General features: G+C 56.1%; 18 protein-coding genes. 11 read left to right on the top strand and 7 right to left on the bottom strand.

Going from position 1 to position 18,549, the window contains the following annotated elements:
* The first annotated feature begins 35 nt into the window (after positions 1–35).
* Positions 36–938, top strand: a complete 903-nt coding sequence (locus AC2IBB_RS03050) for an SDR family oxidoreductase (RefSeq protein ID WP_486331440.1) — start codon at positions 36–38, stop codon at positions 936–938.
* A gap of 115 nt (positions 939–1,053) precedes the next feature.
* On the top strand, positions 1,054–2,478 hold the full coding sequence (locus AC2IBB_RS03045; RefSeq protein WP_486331439.1) for an HDOD domain-containing protein: 1,425 nt from the start codon (positions 1,054–1,056) through the stop codon (positions 2,476–2,478).
* Here AC2IBB_RS03045 and AC2IBB_RS03040 read toward each other — a convergent pair.
* The 3 genes from AC2IBB_RS03040 to AC2IBB_RS03030 form a co-directional block, all read right to left on the bottom strand.
* On the bottom strand, positions 2,468–2,593 hold the full coding sequence (locus tag AC2IBB_RS03040) for a hypothetical protein (protein WP_486331438.1): 126 nt from the start codon (positions 2,591–2,593) through the stop codon (positions 2,468–2,470). The two genes, AC2IBB_RS03045 and AC2IBB_RS03040, sit on opposite strands and share 11 nt — an antisense overlap.
* Positions 2,594–2,623: 30 nt before the next feature.
* Positions 2,624–2,881, bottom strand: a complete 258-nt coding sequence (locus tag AC2IBB_RS03035; protein ID WP_486331437.1) for a PAS domain-containing protein — start codon at positions 2,879–2,881, stop codon at positions 2,624–2,626.
* Positions 2,882–3,013: 132 nt separating this feature from the next.
* Positions 3,014–4,003 carry a GlxA family transcriptional regulator gene (locus tag AC2IBB_RS03030; RefSeq protein ID WP_486331436.1) on the bottom strand — a complete coding sequence of 330 codons (990 nt, stop codon included), beginning with the start codon at positions 4,001–4,003 and terminating at the stop codon, positions 3,014–3,016.
* 155 nt (positions 4,004–4,158) lie between these two features.
* Between AC2IBB_RS03030 and AC2IBB_RS03025 the strand changes: the two genes are divergently transcribed.
* The 7 genes from AC2IBB_RS03025 to AC2IBB_RS02995 all read left to right on the top strand — a co-directional run bounded on the left by AC2IBB_RS03025 (position 4,159) and on the right by AC2IBB_RS02995 (position 13,734).
* Complete coding sequence (locus AC2IBB_RS03025) at positions 4,159–4,746, top strand: cysteine hydrolase family protein (protein ID WP_486331435.1); 588 nt, start codon at positions 4,159–4,161, stop codon at positions 4,744–4,746.
* 480 nt (positions 4,747–5,226) lie between these two features.
* Positions 5,227–6,486, top strand: coding sequence for an ABC transporter substrate-binding protein (locus tag AC2IBB_RS03020; protein WP_486331434.1), 1,260 nt, complete (start codon positions 5,227–5,229; stop codon positions 6,484–6,486).
* Positions 6,487–6,805: 319 nt separating this feature from the next.
* Complete coding sequence (gene pulA, locus AC2IBB_RS03015) at positions 6,806–10,381, top strand: pullulanase-type alpha-1,6-glucosidase (RefSeq protein ID WP_486331433.1); 3,576 nt, start codon at positions 6,806–6,808, stop codon at positions 10,379–10,381.
* 228 nt (positions 10,382–10,609) lie between these two features.
* Positions 10,610–11,443 carry a hypothetical protein gene (locus tag AC2IBB_RS03010; protein WP_486331432.1) on the top strand — a complete coding sequence of 278 codons (834 nt, stop codon included), beginning with the start codon at positions 10,610–10,612 and terminating at the stop codon, positions 11,441–11,443.
* Positions 11,440–11,967 (top strand): DUF6843 domain-containing protein, encoded by a 528-nt coding sequence (locus AC2IBB_RS03005; protein WP_486331431.1) that lies wholly within the window; start codon positions 11,440–11,442, stop codon positions 11,965–11,967. Before AC2IBB_RS03010 ends, AC2IBB_RS03005 begins: the two co-directional genes overlap by 4 nt.
* Before the next feature lie 203 nt (positions 11,968–12,170).
* The gene (locus AC2IBB_RS03000) at positions 12,171–12,692 is read left to right on the top strand and encodes a DUF6843 domain-containing protein (protein ID WP_486331430.1); all 522 of its coding nucleotides are present in this window, start codon (positions 12,171–12,173) and stop codon (positions 12,690–12,692) included.
* A gap of 466 nt (positions 12,693–13,158) precedes the next feature.
* Positions 13,159–13,734: a YceI family protein gene (locus AC2IBB_RS02995; protein WP_486331429.1), complete on the top strand. Its 576-nt coding sequence runs from the start codon at positions 13,159–13,161 to the stop codon at positions 13,732–13,734.
* A gap of 73 nt (positions 13,735–13,807) precedes the next feature.
* On the opposite strand, the gene AC2IBB_RS02990 is transcribed toward AC2IBB_RS02995, so the two are convergent.
* Positions 13,808–14,572 carry a hypothetical protein gene (locus tag AC2IBB_RS02990; protein WP_486331428.1) on the bottom strand — a complete coding sequence of 255 codons (765 nt, stop codon included), beginning with the start codon at positions 14,570–14,572 and terminating at the stop codon, positions 13,808–13,810.
* A 126-nt stretch (positions 14,573–14,698) separates the two neighbouring features.
* On the opposite strand from AC2IBB_RS02990, the gene AC2IBB_RS02985 reads away from it, so the two are divergent.
* A complete protein-coding gene (locus AC2IBB_RS02985) occupies positions 14,699–15,517 on the top strand; it encodes a DUF1186 domain-containing protein (RefSeq protein ID WP_486331427.1) in 819 nt (272 codons plus the stop codon).
* 37 nt (positions 15,518–15,554) lie between these two features.
* Here the strand turns inward: AC2IBB_RS02985 and AC2IBB_RS02980 are convergent, their stop codons facing one another.
* Positions 15,555–15,983: a hypothetical protein gene (locus AC2IBB_RS02980; RefSeq protein WP_486331426.1), complete on the bottom strand. Its 429-nt coding sequence runs from the start codon at positions 15,981–15,983 to the stop codon at positions 15,555–15,557.
* A 55-nt stretch (positions 15,984–16,038) separates the two neighbouring features.
* The gene (locus tag AC2IBB_RS02975; RefSeq protein ID WP_486331425.1) at positions 16,039–16,254 is read right to left on the bottom strand and encodes a hypothetical protein; all 216 of its coding nucleotides are present in this window, start codon (positions 16,252–16,254) and stop codon (positions 16,039–16,041) included.
* Positions 16,255–16,563: 309 nt separating this feature from the next.
* Here AC2IBB_RS02975 and AC2IBB_RS02970 point away from each other — a divergent pair, with 309 nt between their 5' ends.
* Complete coding sequence (locus AC2IBB_RS02970; protein WP_486331424.1) at positions 16,564–17,190, top strand: YopT-type cysteine protease domain-containing protein; 627 nt, start codon at positions 16,564–16,566, stop codon at positions 17,188–17,190.
* Position 17,191: 1 nt separating this feature from the next.
* Here AC2IBB_RS02970 and AC2IBB_RS02965 read toward each other — a convergent pair whose 3' ends face one another.
* Complete coding sequence (locus AC2IBB_RS02965; protein WP_486331423.1) at positions 17,192–18,541, bottom strand: esterase/lipase family protein; 1,350 nt, start codon at positions 18,539–18,541, stop codon at positions 17,192–17,194.
* Between the last annotated feature and the right edge of the window lie 8 nt (positions 18,542–18,549).

Here is an 18,549-nt window from a genome sequence, read left to right as displayed (position 1 = left end):
TTAACAGGCTCAGGCCAAACCAGTAAGGGACTTCCATGCAATTTTTATCCACCGAAACCAAAAAGCCCAGAGTACTGGTCACCGGCGCCAGCGGTTTTTTAGGCGCGCATATTTGCCGGGCGCTGGCCCAGGATTACGAAGTGCTGGCGCAAAGCCATCATCTGGCGCTGCCAGAAGATCTCGCGCCGTTTCGAGTGCGGCAGGATCTCTGCGACACAGAGCTGACGCAAGCCATGTTTCGAAACCTGACGCCAGATGCGGTGATTCACGCCGCCGCCTTGTCCGACCCCAATACCTGCCAGCAGCAACCGGAGCGCTCCCTGCAGGTGAATGTGGAAACGACGCGTCTGCTGGCCGCCTTATGCGCTGAGAGGAATATACCGCTGTTGTTCACCTCCACCGATCTGGTGTTCGACGGCCGCCAGGGCGTGTACCGGGAAAGCGATCCCGTGAACCCCATCAACCGCTATGGCGAACACAAAGCGCTGGCGGAGGAATCCGTCCGCGAACTGCACCCTCTCGCCACTATCGTGCGCCTGCCCTGGATGTTCGGTCTGGGTCTGCTCAAGCCAAGCGGCGTGACCCAATGGTTGGAGCGCCTGCGACAGGGCGAGCCACTGACCGGCTTTGTCGACGAATATCGCTCCGCCGTGGATTACGCCACCGCCGCTCAGGGCATCGTGCGTTTTTTCCAGATGCAGCAGGGTCTGACCCTGCACCTGGGCGGTATTGAAACCGTCTCCCGCCATCACTTTCTCAAGGCGCTGGCGCGCACGTTTGAACTTGATGAAGACCTGGTTCAGGAACAAAAACAAAGGGATGTCATCATGCCCGCCAAGCGTCCCCGCGATGTCAGCCTAGACAGTCGCCGCGCCAGGGGGCTTGGCTATAAGACCCCGTTCATGGATGAAATGCTGGCGGATCTGCGCAACATTTAGTCACTAATAAACGCAAATCTGCACAGAGTTCACACCTTCCATACAAGTCTGATTGCAAAACCGTTACGGAATTCCCCTGTTGCGCCGGTCATACTGAGCGACAGGGGGACCTTTAATGATCGCCAAAAATTGCCAAGCCTGGGTCGACTTTCTGAGCCGAGTCGAATTGCCCGTACTTTCTGAAACGATGCGGGAAATCAACGAGCTCACCGCTACCGGCGACTGTTCCGTACAGCAGCTGGCGGACGTCGTTTTGAAAGACGCCGACCTGACTTCGCAAGTCATCCGGCAATCCAACACCGCCTTTTACAATCCATCCTGTCAGCCGGTGAGCACCATCAGTCGCTCCATTATGCTGCTGGGATTCGAAACCGTTCGCTCCATCGCGGTTTCCTCTCTGGTGATCGACGCGCTACTGAGCAAATCTCCCCGCATTCACTTACAGAAAAGTCTGGCCCGGGCGCTGCATGCAGCGGTGCAGGCCAAGCGTCTGCTGGGCAAGTTTACGCCCTCGCGCAGTGAAGAGATTTTTATCGCCGCGTTGCTTAGCAATATCGGCGAACTGGCGTTCTGGTCCTGCCGCACGCCTCAGGCGGAAGCCCTTGACGAGCTATTGGTGCGTGAAGAGCCGGTCACCGCCCAGAAACAGGTTCTCGGCGCCACCTTCCCCGCCATCACTCGCGGCCTGGTGGACTGCTGGAAGCTGGGTCCGCTGCTGCAGGCGGTGGTCAGCGGCGGCAAAGCGGACAACCAGATGGTGACGCTGATCCGCAGCATCGTCGGGCTGGTGGAAGAAGCCGAACAGGGCTGGAATTCGCCCACGCTACGACAGTCCATCAACCATGTCGCCTCGCAGTTGAACGAGCAGCCGGACAACCTGGAACAGCGTCTGAAAACCAATGCTCAGGAAGCGGCCAAAATCGCCGCCGCTATCGGCATGAAGCAGATCGTCAATCATATCCCCGGCCATAACGCCCGCTACGCTGGCGAACAAACGCCGCCGCAACCCGCAGACCCGGCGTTGCAGTTGCAGATTTTGCGCGACCTGTCAGTGATGCTGACGGAAAAGCCCGACATCAACTTGATACTGATGACGGTGGTGGAAGGCCTGCACCGCGCCGTCGGCCTGACCCGCGTGGCGCTGCTGATGACCGACCGCAGCCAGAAGCAACTGGTTCCGAAGAAAGTGCTGGGGCCGCATACGGACCACTGGAAAGAAAACTTCTGCGTCAATCTGGAATCCGACAGCCTGCTCGCGGCCATGGCGAAAGGGTTGCAAAGCGGCTGTTTCACCAATGCGGACGATCCCGCCTGGCGAATTCTGCGGGGGCCGGACTTCGACCGCCTGATCGGACGTACGCCCAGCATGTTCACGCCGTTGCGCGTAGGTCCGCGCATTGTCGGACTGATTTACGCCGATAACGCAGACTGTCGCACCCGCCCGTCCCCGGAGCAGTTTTTCTCCTTCTGCCACTTCACCCAGCAGGCCCAGCTTGGTTTGTTGCAGTTATCGGAGCAGGCGCAAAACCCTAGTTCTTAAAACGGGTCACCAGTTCATACAGGTTAGCGGCCACGCCCCGCAGTTGTTCGATGCTGGCGGTGGAATCCCCCGCCGCGCTGGAGCTCGCTTCCGCCAGGTCGGAGATATTCACCACCTGCCGGTTAACTTCCTCCGCCGCCTGCGCCTACTGCTCCGCCACCGGAGTAACGTAAGCGTACACCCAGTAATAATCGCCGCTCTTGGCCCGGTTTTTCACCAGCCCCATCCAGGGTTTGCCCGCTTGCAGACACTCCCAGATCACCTTGAACGCCGCAGGCGGCATATCCGGGTGACGGATCAGATTGTGGGGCTTGCCGATCAGCTCCTCTCTGGTGTATCCGCTGATCGACGCAAACACATCATTACAATGGGTGATGACGCCTTTCAGGTCCGTGGCGGACACCAGCTTTGCTCCGGCGCCAGTTTGATCTCTTTCATCGTGACGGGAAGGTTCTTTCGCATAGCCTCACCTTCAGTAGTCTGTATGTCTCAAGATACAACTGTTACCAGATACAACTATAGCAACTGGATTTATTCAGACAGGCTGAAAGCGCGCGCGATACTCCGTCATGGTCAGGCCGGTGGCGAGTTTAAATAGTTTACGAAAGGAACTGGGGTCTTCGTAGCCGACATCCCAGATGATGCGCTCCACGGGGGTTACGCTGGTTTCCAGCAGCTCTCTGGCGCGCTGGATGCGCAGTTGCTGCACGTACTGCAGCGGCGACATCCCCAGGGTTTTGCGAAAACGTCGTTGCAGAGTGCGCTCGCCGACGCGGGCCACGGCGGCCATGTCTTCGAGGGCGACCTCCTCCGCCATGTGCTCCTGCAGCCACAACTGTAATTTGCGCACCGCGCCATCGCCGTGCGAGAAATCCGGGGCGAACAATTGATAATACTGCTGGCGGCGAGGGCCGGTATCCACCAGAAAGAACTTGCCCAGATTCATAGTCAGGGAAGCGGACGTCACCCGTTGAATCATACGCAGGCCCAAATCCATCCAGGCGCTGACGCCGCCCGCGGTGACAATGTCGCCCTGATCCACCAGCAGTTCGTCCTCCACCAGTTCCACCAATGGAAACATCGCCTGAAAATCCTTCGCCAGCCGCCAATGGGTGGTCGCTTTGCGGCCATCCAGTAAACCAGCCCCCGCCAGCGCGAAGCTGCCTGCGCAGGCGGAGGTCATGATGGTTCCCTGCTCATGCAACGCCTGCAATCCGGTCGTCAGCGCCGGTTGGCGCCAGTCCACCGCCAGAGCGTCAAAGCAGGGCGGTACAATCAGCACATCCGGCGCCGCCTGCAACGCTTCATGCAAAGGACGGGAGGCCAACCCCGGCTGGCTGGCGTCCTCTCCCGTGCGCCAGAAACTGATCTGCAACTCAGGCCAATGCGGCGACGCCGCCTGACGTCGATATTCTTCCGCCACGGATAACAAGTCTTTCAGTCCAAACACCGCCGACTGCATGGAGGTGGGATAAAGCAGCACGCCCACCTCGTAACGTTTGATGCCTGATTGGGTTTGCGCCATGTCGTAATCCACCCCGCATTTGTCGTTTACGACATCAGCATACCCCGCGCCCAGTCCCTAAGATAGTCCTCAACCTGATCAGCCAGCCGAATCCCCATCAGTAATCCGGCGGCGCAGGCTACCTGAACCCTAAATGAAGATGAAAGGAAACGAATATGACTGCGACCAACCTACCCGCGACTAGCCTACCCAATACGGCATTGCTGTTGATCGACATCCAGAACGACTACTTCCCTGGCGGCGCCATGGCGCTGCATCAATCCGAACAGGCCGCAGCGAAAGCCGCCAGCGTGTTACACGGATTTCGCCGCGCCGGCTTGCCGGTGATCCACGTCCAGCACGAAATGGTTGGCGACCGCGGCTTTTTTCTTCCCGGCACGGAAGGACAAAAGATTCACGCCTCCGTCACGCCAGAAGCGGATGAAACCGTCGTCGTGAAAAACTACCCCAGCAGCTTCCTTCGAACTGAACTGGATCAACTCTTAGAGAAGCAGGGCGTCAAGCATCTGGTAATCGTCGGCATGATGACTCACATGTGCGTCAACACCACGGTGCGCGCCGCGGCTGAGCATGGCTACGGCGTCACCCTGATCGGCGACGCCACCGCCACCCGCGACCTTATTCTTGACGGAGAAAGCGTCCCGGCGGAGCAAGTGCAAAAGGCCATGCTCGCCAGCGTTATCGGTTTCTTCGCCGAGGTCACGACAGCGGATAGCTTCCTGCAACAACACAACCTGATCTAACTTCCTATCCTGTAAGAAAAAACAGAAACCCGGGCTGTCTGTCACATTCAGGCGGCCCGTTCGCATTTTCCGATTGCATTGCCGCCGCTTTTCATTACCTTTGCCGCCTTAATGGAGAGAGTCGCCGCCCATTGCCGGCGTTTTACAGTATGGACCGTTCACTGGCCGCCTGCAGATTACTTTCCCGAATGAAATTCCCCAAAAGCCGTAAGTCTTTTACCCATTTCCCCTTTAGCGTGGGAAGGTAGCCGCAGCAAGCGCGCAGACCTGACCGGACCGACTCTTTTCCTGTTGGAGCGTCGGCGGCGGGTAAGGACGCCGGCCCGAATTGCAGACTTGCAGTTTGTCCGGAATGCAGGGAGGCGGGAGGGGTAAAGCGCCAGGGCCCGCTTGAATGCGGGCGCTGCACGTTAAACGATTAAGAAACCCGCAGCGTGGCTCAATTGAACTGCAGTTTAAGTTCGCACGAGGAGAAAACCCATGAATAAGAAAACGATCCTTCTCTCATTGGCGCTATGCTGGCAGAGTCAGGCCGCAACGGCCGGCGAAGTCGAGGTGCTGCATTACTGGACCTCCGGAGGAGAGGCCGCCGCCATCGACGTGCTGAAGGATCTGGTGAAAAAAAGCGGACATACCTGGCGCGACTTTGTGGTGCCGGGCGGCGGCGGCGAGAGCGCCAACGCCGAACTGAAAAAACGCGTGATTCAGGGCGAGCCGCCTGCCTCCGCCATGGTCAAGGGCCCGGATATCGAACGCTGGGCCAGATTGGGTTTTCTACAGAATCTGGATGAATTGGCGCAGAAGCAAAACTGGGATGAAAAGCTTCCCCCCGTGATAGCGGACGTCGCGAAGTTTCGCGGCCATTACGTCTCCACGCCAGTGAACGTGCACCGGGTCAACTGGATGTGGATCAACAAACGCATTCTCGATGACGTTGGCGTCCCCGTTCCCACTACCTGGGAAGAATTCGAAACCGCCGCGAAAAAGATTCAAGCCAAAGGCTATCCGGTCATTGCTCATGGCGATCAATCCTGGCAGGACGCCACCGTGTTTGAGTCCGTCGCGCTGGCGGTGGGCGGCGAAGAGTTCTACCGACTGGCCTTTGTAGAAAACGACTATGGCGTCATCAAAAGCGACACCATGACCAAAGTGCTGGCGCAATTCCGCCGCTTGCAGCCTTATTTCAAGACCGACCTGAAGAGCCAAGATTGGAACGTCGCCACCCAGGCGGTCATCAATGGCCAGGCCGCATTCCAGTTCATGGGCGACTGGGCCAAGGGCGAGTTTGAAAAAGCGGGCCAGAAAGCCGGTAAAGATTTCGTCTGCGCGCCCATGCCGGGCACGTCCAACCAGTTTCTCTACAACATCGACACGCTGGTGATGTTCCAACTCAAATCTGAAAGCGCCCAAGCCGCGCAACAGGACCTGGCGGACGCCGTCATGAGCGAGACTTTCCAAAATGTTTTCAACCTGAAAAAAGGCTCTATCCCTGCGCGCAGGGACGTCAGCCTCGATCAATTCGACGATTGCGCCCGCCTGAGCCGCGCGGACTTCCTGGCGGCGGAGAAAAACGGCGGTTTGTTGCCCAGCATCGCCCACGGTATGGCCACCACTGCGCGGGTGCAGGAAGAGTTCTACGCCGTGCTGCACGAGTTTCTGCACGATCCCGGCATGAGCCCGGAAAAAGCCACTGTCACACTGGCCAAGCGCATGCGCTACGGCTCTTACGCCATCAACTGACGCACTCCCTCCAACTTAGACTCTCGGCGCTCCTGGGGATGACCCCGGGGGCGTATTTTCATCTTTTTTACGCCGACCTGCGCCGCCAGCAAGGAGGATAAGCCTGCGCCATCTCCTCCAGGGGGGATTTTAGGGGGGAATTTCGCGCTCTGGATTTGATCGCCGTCCGTATTAACTACGTAACCTATTGATTAACAAATATAATATCGCACATCTACGGCTCGGGCGGCTGGTTGGTGAGGGGCGCGCGTTGCCATTAGCATAGCCTCACCGAACGCACTCAAAGCAACAACAAATATAATCAGAAAGGCGTACCTCTATGAAACGTTGTTTTACATGGAACTGCAGGCAAGGCGTCAGCGTCTTGCTGGCGTTGACTCTACTGGCCCTGTTCGGCTGCTCCAACGGGGGCGGCGATAAAGGCGATGGAACTGGCGACGACGACGGCCTCTACACGCCCACCGCTTCTCAGGCCGTTATTTACTACAAACGCGAAGACAACAATTACGATGGCTGGGGACTGCATCTGTGGAGCGCCTCCGGCGCTGCTTTCAGCTCCAGCGAATACATCAGCGGCGGAGAAACCAGCTGGTCCAAACCCCTCCCCGCCACAGGCGTCAGCAGCAAATACGGCGCGTATTACGTCATTGATTTCGACAGCGCCAATTGGTCGTCATTCAACCTGATTATGCACAAAGGCGATGACAAGGATCTCGGCGGTCAGGATCATACCTACTCCAAAGCGACTCTGGGCGGCGACGCCTTCTCCTTCAGCGGCGTAGGCGTACTTTATCCCGATCCGCTAACCAGTCCCCCCGTATCGTTGGAAGGGGCCAAAGCCCACTGGCTGGACGCCGACCTCATCGCCTATAACGGCTCCGGCAGCGTGCGTCTGTATCACTCCGCCAGCGCCGCGATCACCGTGAACGCCACCACCGGCGAATTAAGCGGCGGCGACGCCATTGAACTGACCTCGGCCGCTCTCTCTGACGAGATCAAGGCCCGTTTCCCGCATCTGGCCTCGTACAACGCCTGGGCTTTGCCTGACTCAGCCGACGTCAAAGCGCTGCTGAAAGAACAGCTGGTCGTGGCGCAATTCAGCGCCGGCGGCGAGTTACGCAACGCCACGCAAGTGCAAACGCGAGGCGCGTTGGATGCGCTCTATGCCGAAGCCGCCGCCGACGCGCAACTGGGGGCCGTCACTGCCGGAGCCACCGTCTACAAACTCTGGGCGCCGACGGCGCAAAGCGTGAAATTGAAACGTTATGACGCAGATAAAAACCTGCTTTCCGCCGACGTCATGGCGGAAGACAGCGCCAGCGGCGTCTGGACTTTCGCCAGCGACCAGAATGACAACGGCCGTTACTATCGCTACGAAGTGAAGGTGTATCACCATCAGACCCGCGGAGTTGAAACGTTCGACGTCACCGATCCCTATTCTCTCAGCCTGTCCGCCAACAGCGTCTACAGCCAAGTAGCGGACCTGAACGATCCCGCTTTGCAGCCAGCGGGCTGGGATGCGGACGCCAATGCCTCCGGCTATGCGGTCGCAGCGCCGGAGGACATCATCATCTACGAAACGCATATTCGCGACTTCAGCGGCTCAGATAACAACGGCACAGCCGCTTATAACGGTAAATTCCTGGCGTACACCGAACCTGGCCGGGAAAGCATGACGCATCTGCAAGCCTTGAAAGACGCGGGATTAACCCATCTTCACCTGCTGCCTGCGTTCGATATCGCTACGGTTGACGAACGCCAGGGCGCCCGCGCTGATCTGGACAGCACCAAGGCCGAATTCTGCGCGCTCCGCAGCACCGCCGCCCTGTGCGGAGATGCCTCCGTAACGGATTCCGCCACCTTGCGCAGCGTGCTGGAAAGCTGCGACCCCGCCAGCGGCTGCGCCCAGGCGCTGATGAACGATCTGCGCGCGCTGGACAGCTTCAACTGGGGCTATGACCCTTATCACTACACCGCGCCGGAAGGCAGTTACGCCAATGAACCGGAGGGCGCCTCGCGCATTCTGGAGTTCCGTCGTATGGTGAAGGCGCTGCATGATATGGGACTGAATGTGGTCATGGATGTGGTGTATAACCACACCAACGACGCCGGCGCCGCTGAAAAATCCGTGCTGGACAAGATTGTCCCCGGGTATTACCAGCGCCTGAATCCTGAATCCGGCGCGGTGGAAAACTCCACCTGTTGCTCCAACACCGCCACCGAGGCCGCCATGTTCCAAAAGTTGATGGAGGATTCACTGGTGGTGTGGGCCCGTGACTATCACATCGATTCGTTCCGCTTCGACCTGATGGGCCACCATCCCAAAACCGGCATCGAGTCCGCCCTCGTCAAAGTGCGCGCGGTGCGCAGCAACGTCTACTTCTACGGCGAAGGCTGGAACTTCGGCGAAGTGCAGAACGACGCTCGCTTCGTCCAGGCCACGCAGCTCAATATGAGCGGCAGCCAGATCGGTACCTTCACCGACCGCCTGCGCGACGCGGTTCGCGGCGGCGGTCCCTTTGATTCCGCAGACAGCCTGCGCGCCAACCAGGGCTTCGCTAACGGGCTGTATACCCTGCCCAACGAGTTCAACAGCGGCTCTGATACAGAAAAAGCCACACTACTGGGCCTGACCGATAATATTCGCGTCGGCATGGCGGGCAACCTGACGGACTTCGTGCTGGTGGACGCCTCCGGCGCCACCAACGTCGGCGCTAATCTGGACTACAACGGCCAGCCCACCGCCTATGCGAAAGACCCGGCCGACACGATCAATTACGTTTCCAAGCACGACAACCAGACCTTGTGGGACAACAACCAGTACAAGATCGCCGCAGACGTCAGCGCCCAGGATCGCGTGCGCATGCAATTGCTGGCCCTCAGCATTCCACTGCTGAGCCAGGGCGTGCCTTTCCTGCACATGGGATCGGAAATCCTGCGCTCCAAGTCCATGCAGCGCGATAGTTACGACTCCGGCGACTGGTTCAATAAAGTGGACTTCAGCTACGCCGACAACAACTGGAATGTCGGGCTGCCGAGAGAAGATAAAGACGGCGCCAACTGGCCGTTGATCCAGAGCATTATCGCCAACGCCAATGCGCAAACGTCACCCGCTCAGATTACCGACGCCGCCGCCGTATTCCGCGACTTCCTGCGCATTCGCAGCGGCAGCAAGCTATTCCGCCTGGAAAGCGCCGCCGATATCAAAGCGCGCGTGGACTTCCACAATGTGGGTTCAAGCCAGATTCCCGGTCTGATCGCCATGTCCATCGACGATGGAAGCGGACTGACCGACCTTGAACCTACTCATGACGCTATCGTGGCGATCATCAACGCCACTGGCGCGCAGCAGACCATCACTGTTCCCAGCGCCAGCGGTTTCCAGTTGATCGATGCACAGGCGTCCGGCGCCGATCCTGTGGCGGCGAGCGCTACAAGCAGCGGCGACAGCTTCACCGTCCCCGCCCTCACCAGCGCCGTCTTCGTCAAACCCCAGGGCGCGTCGCAAGGCGCCGGCCTGCCGGTGAATTACGACAACAAAGACCCCTCTGCGATTCCACCGTATGGCCCGACCACCCTGTATCTACGCGGCGACATGAACGGCTGGGGCACTGATACGCCCCTGACCTTCAGCAGCAATGGCGACTATGTCGCCACTCTGACCCTGGCTGCGGGGAGCTACGGCCTGAAAATCGCCGATGCGGACTGGGCCGCCATCAACTTCGGCGGAGGCCTGACGCTGACGCCGGGGGAAACCGCCGCGCTTACCGCCGACGGCGATAACCTCAGCCTGACCCTGACGGAAGAAAGCCAAGTCACCTTCCGCTTTAACGCATCCGACAAAGATGCGACCACACTGACCGTGACCACCGCGACTGTGGCGGATATGAAGTAACCTCTTCAGACAAGTCATTCATTCCATCCGACGCTTGGCGCCAGCAACGGCTCAAGCGTCGGTTTGTTTTCCTGGTCCGCCGTTTCGTTTCCTTCCTCTCAGCACTATGTCTTTTAGCCAATTGAAAGCAGCGCACCTCTCCTGAATACTTTTTCAATTACAGTGCCTGGATGATCAAGACCACTGCAAATAAATAACAAGCTAACCCTTTTAAATCTAAGGATTGATATGCAGCCCCCTACTAAACTATCTACATATGAATTCAACATACGCTCATTCCACCCAGAAAAAGACTTTGGTTGGAGCGGCCTGATGTTTGAAGGTGATAAAAGAGGGTTTTCCTTAAACCCTAGCGGCACAGTACTAGTCACGTCACGTATCTGGCAAAAGTTTCGGTTAAACACTGAAACAGGGGAAATAAGTGATAAGGCGACTGTATCAGATCGATCCAAGGCTCCATGGAGCAAGGTTTATCGAGAGTATTCGGGAGTTCTGGCACCCAAAGGGGTTATACGACACACCCGGCCAATAAGAACCCAACAGAGTATATGCAGTATCCAAATAGAGGGGCATTATGGAGGTGAAAATCACGCAATGCCCGCCTCTCCTGAACTGAAGGAAAGCATAGGCGTCACCTATGTCCCGACCTTAGATGTACGCTATAAACTCGCTGTTGATATCGACCGCACAAATAGTCACATAGATATTGTCCTTTATGTAACTGGTGACGGATTTCCGAATTGCGAAGCCTTTGTTGTCGATAAGCTAGGTAAGGCGGTATTTCTGGGCGTACATGTACGTAAAGGCGCAGCTCCAGTTAGCTTGGCTTTGAATTTAGACTATCCCATGATAGCGTGCGCTGTTCGTTTACCCATAGATTCTCAAGGTAATTTTGTCGGAACAATAGGAGACGAACTGTTGCGACGCCGTAACAACGCTGACAAGCTGGTGTACGAGAGTATTACTCACTGGAACCAGCGCTTTTTAATTTCTAATCCGAATAGAAACCATTGTATGGGCTTAGAGGATTATAAAAAGATTACAGAGTGTTTTTCTAAATGAAAAAGTTACATATCGGTCTCTTGCTGATTTTCATGTCGCCTATTGCCGCCTGCGGAGAGAATGCGGCGTCGCCTGAACCAGAAACCTATCTTCTGCCAAATAATTTTATTGGTATGTTTTATATCCTGTTTAACACGCCTGCAGGAAAGCCTGTCAGACATGAGAAAGAGAGCCGGGTTTATGAAATTCCCCCATCAGGCGTTTTGCTAACCCAAGGGAAACTTAACGAAGGTTGGATAGCCGCAGAAGACCTAAAATATTACTACGTCAGGGAAGACGGCCAGCGCGTAGAAATTAAAGGCAGATGGACAACGAGCCTGGATGATACGCCAGAAAACAGAAACGACCCTGAGCTTACAATTTTTGGCGGCGGCGCTGGAGTTTATTCAGACCCAAGCATTCCCTGCGATGTGACATACCAATATTACTATGTCGGTTTGAAAGCAGACGCTCTGGAGGGAAAGAATCAGTTCGGATTAGAAGAGTATTTGGATAAACACCCATTCCAGTGCCCTATGAAATAGCTTCATCAGGCAAACCTTTAACGCTTGGCGCCAGCAATGGCTCAAGCGTCGGTTTGTTTTCTCATCCCGCCAGCTACTTCGCTTCCTCAACCCTTTATCCTCGCCCCTTCTTCGCCTACGTATGCGCTATGCCTTTTAGTCCATTGAAGGCGACGGCCTTATCAGAAATACTGCGCGTCACCCTGTCTCGATAATCAAAGCTAATGAATAAATTGCCTCTCAGCCTCTTGTTGAGTTCCATATCGCTTGTCGCCGCTTGCGGAGAAAAATCGGCTTCGCCTGAATCCGAAATCTATCTGTTGCCTGATAATTTTGTGGGTAAGTTTTATATCCTGTTTAACACGCCTGCTGGAGAGCCTGTCAGGCGTAAGAGGGGGAGTCGGATTTATGACATTCCGCCATCAGGCGTTTTGCTAACCCAAGGGGAACTTAACGAAGGTTGGATAGCCGCAGAAGACGTAAAATATTACTACGTCAGGGAAGACGGCCAGCGCGTAGAAATTAAAGGCAGATGGACAACGAGCCTGGATGATACGCCAGAAAATCGAAACGACCCTGAGCTTACAATTTTTGGCGGCGGCGCTGGAGTTTATTCAGATCCAAGCATTCCCTGCGATGTGACATACCAGTATTACTATGTCGGTTTGAAAGCAGACGCTCTGGAGGGAAAGAATCAGTTCGGATTAGAAGAGTATTTGGATAAACATCCATTCCAGTGCCCGTAGCATTTTCTTGTTTCAATGCGAGCAGAGATGACAAGGACTTAGCGTAACCGTAGGTTGGATAAGCAACGCGCCATCCAACGACCCATGCTGGACTATCGCTGAAAATGGCAAAGGCGCTTAATACTGATTTGGGAGCCGATCACTGGCTATTCAGCAGCGTTGGAAGGCGCTTCGCTTTTCCAACCTACATTTTCCGAGCTACTTCTTTTCCCGACCGGCTTAAGAAAGCATCGCCCCGCCTAACCGGCCTCTTCAGAAGGTCGCCCCATCTTGCCTAATCCCTTCAAAAAAGTAACAAGCCGTCTTGCAACTCATTGAATATTAGTAAAATTTAACAAAAGCTTTATATTCTTACTTTATTTAATCCAGGTCATTTTCTGGTACAGTAACCGCCTTTTGCAGTATCCATCCCCAGTTACGTTCCGAAACCAGGGATTAAACTATACAGTCACAGCGAGGTGAAAACGTGAAAGCAAAGTGGTTATTGGCGGGTTTGTGTTGCATCAGCAGCTCCGTATTTGCGAACTGGCAGCTGAACAACGAAGAATCCAAGTTAAGCTTTATCTCCATCAAAGCCACCGATGTCGCTGAAGTACACCACTTTGGCCAATTGAGCGGCAGCATCAGCGATGCGGGCGAAGCCGTACTGGAAATCGACCTGAACAGCGTCGCCACCAACATCGATATCCGTAACGAGCGGATGAAAAAAGAGCTTTTCCAGACCGGACAGTTTCCAAAAGCGACTTACAGCGTAAAACTCGATCCTGAGCTGCTGAAAAAAGCCGCTCCCGGCGCATCCATCGTGACTAGCCTTGACGGTTCTCTGGAGCTGCACGATGTGAAGAAAGAAGTGAAAGCGGAAGTCGTGATCAATCGCATCTCAGACAAGCAGGTCGTGGTTTCCACGCTGCAGCCGCTGGTTATCAACGCCGCGGATTTCGCTCTGAAAGACGGCGTCATGAAGCTGAAGGATCTCGCTAAACTGCCTTCCATCAGCATTTCCGTTCCCGTCACCTTCAACTTGACGTTTGACGCCAAGTAAGTCGGTTTCCCCCCCCGCCCTGGCGGGGGAGGACGCTTCCCCAGGCCAATACTGCCCCTGACAGACGACTTCCCTAGTTCAGGTTTTTGAAATCAATCTTGATTTCATCATCTTCCGAGCCGCCGCACTCCGACGAAAAATACCAAACGTCACCGACACGGCGATTAGCTTCCTCTCTCACCAGCTCGAAACAACCGCCTCCCGCCACTTTAACAAAGCGACGACCGGTAGAGTCCTGAAAACTCTCCACCGCATCCGCCGGATATTCGCCTGGCTGGTTATAAATCTCTGCATCGGACAGCGCCTGATCCAGACGTCGATCAAAACGCCTGGGCTTGTCTTCCGACTCAGTCCTCGCATTGTCCCTGGCGTATTCCAGGGCATTATCCAGCAACAGTTTTTTTCGCGGCTGGCTTGCCGGCTCCGTTTGTAGTTTAACCGTCGTTGCAGGCGGCGCCTTTTCCAGCTCAGCCGGCTCTTCCTGCTTACGAGGCTTGGGCGGCGTCTCGACGACTCGTTGTTCGGGTTTGGCCTGTGTCGGTTGCGGAGGCTCGGGCTTTTCCTCCGTGGTGGCAGGCGTGGAATCAGGGTCGGGGGGCTCAGCAATGTCCGCTTCTGGCACTGACGTACCTGGCGCTTGCTGCGTTCCGATCTGAATCGTAATGGTGGACGAGACTGGGCGCGATGTGACTGGCCACTCCATGGATGGAGACATTAATAGCCCCAAATGCGCGCCGACAGATCCCAGCAACGCGACCCACAGTAGCCCGCGACGTCGATTTTCTGATCGATTGGGGTATGCATCCGCACCCGCGTTATTGAAGTTTGCAATTTCCACTTAAGCGCCGCGATCTCACCTGATATCCTTCCGCCGCGCATTTAAGCACTTTTTCGGGGCGCGACTCAATTGCGCGCAACGCCCCTTTATTCCCGACCGAAGGATAAGTTGGAACCAACGTATTTTATGATCACGAATAATCCTAAAATCAAAGCCTTGCTGAACATCGGCCCTCCCAAAGATTTCGACTGGCCGGACTACGTGGCGCAGTACGGTTTTAACCAGGATGACATACCCGAACTTATCCAGATTTTGACGGATGAGAGCCTTAGTCTTGAAGATGAAAACCAGAACCTGTCATGGGCGCCGTTGCACGCCTGCCGCACGCTGGGGCAATTGCAGGCGGAACGGGCCGTTATGCCTTTGCTGAACAGTTTCGACTTTCTCTATATTCAGGATTGGGCCCTGGCGGAAATTCATCGCGCCTTCGCCATGATCGGCCCGGTGGCTATCGCGCCGCTGGCGAGAAAGCTGCAGGAGCCCGCCGAAGACGAGCTGATTCCCGCACTGGCGGTTAAGGCGCTGGCGGCTATTGTGGCCTCACACCCCGCCCACAAAGATCAGGTGGTGGAGATTTTCCGCGAATACATGGAATTTCCGAACCGATCCGCCAAAGTCCTCAACGGCATATTGGTCGCGCGCCTGCTGGAGCTGAACGCCACTCAAGCCATCGACGGCATCCGCCGGTTATATACGCTCAACTGCGTGGACCTGATCTGCGGCGGCGATCTGGAGGATGCGGAAATCAGCCTGGGCTTCCGCAAGGAACGCTCCACGCCCCGACTCAGCATCGAGGAGCTGCTGGATCTGGAAGAATATGGCGCGCAACGCCAACAGGAAGAGCCCGAACCGCCACCGCTTCCCATTAATCGCAAAATCGGCCGCAATGATCCCTGCGTATGCGGCAGCGGCTATAAATACAAAAAGTGTTGTGGGATGAGTTAAGCAACTCGCTTGCTATCGGCCTGACTGATCATGGATGTCAGGCCGTCATACGCTCCGCCACGCACAGCTCCATAATGCGCCACTGCACTTTCTCGATGTGCTCATAAATTTCCGCTATTTCCGTTTCCGCCATGTCTTGCAGATTTAACAAGGACGCGGTCTGGTTCTGAGGAAAGCCAAGCAGGTTAAAGACGCCGCTTTCATGAATCGCGGCCGCGATATACCTGGATAACCGCTGACGATCCCAGCCCTCAAAGTCTTCTTCCAGCTCCAGCTCCTCCGTCGCCTCCTCGCATTCATAGAGAAAATCATCCCAAAACCTGACGCCTTTCTCGCTCATAACAGACTTCATCAACGCCAGCTTCTCCTGTAGCGCCGCTTTATTGCTGGAGACGGACGCCAAATCACAGGCGTTCATAGCGCTTGTTTCCGCTGCGGTTTTTAAAAAAACATCTTTATCGTTCATCACTTTATCTCTCTGCAATACATCCACGAGCATGAGCTGGCCAAAGCCTAGAGGGCTATCTCAAGTGCTCCTTCGGCCATTGTTCCTCCAGACCTATCTCAATCACTTTGCTCGGCGTGCAAGCGTTAAAAGCCAGCAGGACATACAAGCTTGCGGTGCAGGAGGCGCAAGTGCTGTAACAGCATTCGAGATCCCGATGGTCATCCCCTATGGCGGTGCGGCCAGCATTCCATTCGCTAAACCTGGGGTCGGAGGCGGACCACCACGCCATTCTTTGCCCAACTTGATAGGTCCGATCGCAAAAGCGCCCTGACTCGTCCCCATCAAAGTCGGAGCACATGTGGGTTTGAGCATGAATTTTCGTTACCTTCTGGCAAGCGGGACAGCGCTCTTGCAATTCTATCCAATTAAAAGCACCCATAGACACCCAAGTTAATTGATCACAATTAAATTTATTTAACGCTTATTTTTCATTTGCTTAGGAACTTCCTCAGAAACCTCAAGTCGAAGTTTTGCGCGCTGAGTAACGCCGTCAGGCTGCCTCCGCCCGCACCATCTTTTTTGAGTAGTAGAGGTAGTCATGATTATCAGAAGGATAGCGGAGTTTGACCAGACGGTGGCCATGTCGGGACTGACGGGACGATCTCAGGCCGCTTCGGAGGGCGCTTGCCATAACTTCACCATCAACTGGCTGAGCCTGATGTTTCAGGACAACGGCGACATCAGGCGCGCCAAGCAGCGGATGGCGAAGTTGGGAGTGCGTTCCGGCGCCGGTAACCCGGTGCTGCAGAAGGCCTTTGGGGATCGCTGGGGAGAAGGCGGCAATTCCTACAAGATGGCGGACAAACTAATGATACAGATACGCGGCCTGAAAGAGGTCGCGCTCCTCAAAGACTACTCTCACTTCAGCCAGCGCTGGCTGGAAAGCGCGTTGATGACGCCGCAATACGCCGGTTACATCTATTCTTTCTGGTTTCCGATGAAAGTGGTCGGCGCCGACGGCGCGCATACGATTGGATTCTTCCGCTCCGTATCCGGTCGCCAGGGACAGCTCGTTCCCAATGACGCCACCATCGTCGTGTTCGATCCTAACTATGGTGAGTTTCATGTGCCGGAAGCGGAATTCCATAAGTGGTTCCGTAAATTCAGAACGTACTACGGGGGAACCGTCACCTCGCATATGGTGAAGTGCGTGGCGCCCATTTGATTTACTCGTCCACGGTCGGATCGTCGTCTTCCTGGCGGCGTCCATCCGACCTCTTGCCAGCCCAGCGCCCGGCGACAAACCGGGTTCCCCCCTGCACCAGCTTTCCTCCCAGTTTCAGCGAACCGTATACAACGCCGGCGACGCCTTTGTGGGTTTCATCCACCACTCTCGCCACCGGTCGAACCAGGGGAATTCTGGTCAACACCTCCTGCGGGTCGCGGGCGATGGACCGGTGCATGGATTCCACCGCACCTACCGTTTGCAGATAGCCATCCGCCAGTAAATCCACCATACCCACCGCCAGCCGTCCATCTCGCCACACTGCTGTCTCAGGCGCCGCAACCGGCGTCAGTGATATGGTTTGTCGCAATGGCTGCGCGCCTTCCAGGGAGGCGTCCTCTTCACACCATTGCTGAATCTGGCGGTACACGCGATTGCAGTGCGCCAGGGGAATGTGCGGCACGCCCTCGAAATGAGCGAAACGGCTGTCCGCCGGCGCTGCGCGGGGATGGGCGCTACTCTGGGTGACCAGACTGTCGCCGACCAGTTTGTTAATGAGACTGCCGTTCTTGGGGGACACCGATCCACTGATAAAGCAGTGTCTGGCGCCAGGGTAAAAGCCGCGCCCAGACGTCGCCGGCTGTGCAGGGTCCAGCCCCTCGCGCAGGTCGCGGATGCCCTCGCTGCGGCCATCGATCCAATCCGCCCACTGACTGATGTAATCCCGGGGAAACTCGCGCACCAATGCGCTGAAACGATGTCCCATTTGTTCAAATGGCGATCCCTCATGGGGGCAGCCGATGTAGAAACAACGCTTGAGTTTCGGCAACCAGGGAGCGTCGGACAGATCCGCCGATTTCTGCGCGCTGCGCATCACCAGCCCGCCCATGCTGAAACCGATCAGGATAATTTCGTCAATTTTCAGCGGATAGACGGCGAACAAACGCGTCAGCAACTGGGAAAAACGCAGTCCGTTCTCCTTCACCGGCAGCCCGCTGTTGTAGCGCAGAAACAGGGGGGTGTAGCCGAAATCACGTTGCAGTCTCAAGCCATAGTTATCCGGCTTGGGCTCCATAATCGCCTCGGCTTGGCGGGGTTTGATATCCCAGATGCTTTCCAGGTTGGTGAGCCCGTGCAGCAAGACGACGATTTTGTTGGAAAGCACCAGCCCGGAGCGCAGCGCCAGCGTCTCATCCAACGGCAACGGCCTTCGCTGATGATAGAAATCCATCTCAATCGCCAGTGGGTTGCCCCGTCGCGCCAGATAATCGCCGAAGACGCCGTTCAGGGCCGCCTGCCCAAGGCCGCCCCAACGTCGCCAATCCAGAGGTTTTGTTTCCCTGTCCGCCATCGCTCTCT

This window comes from Hahella sp. NS-SX17 (assembly GCF_057367735.1).
Note: the sequence above shows the minus strand (reverse complement) of the source record. Positions and strands in the feature narration are given on the sequence as shown.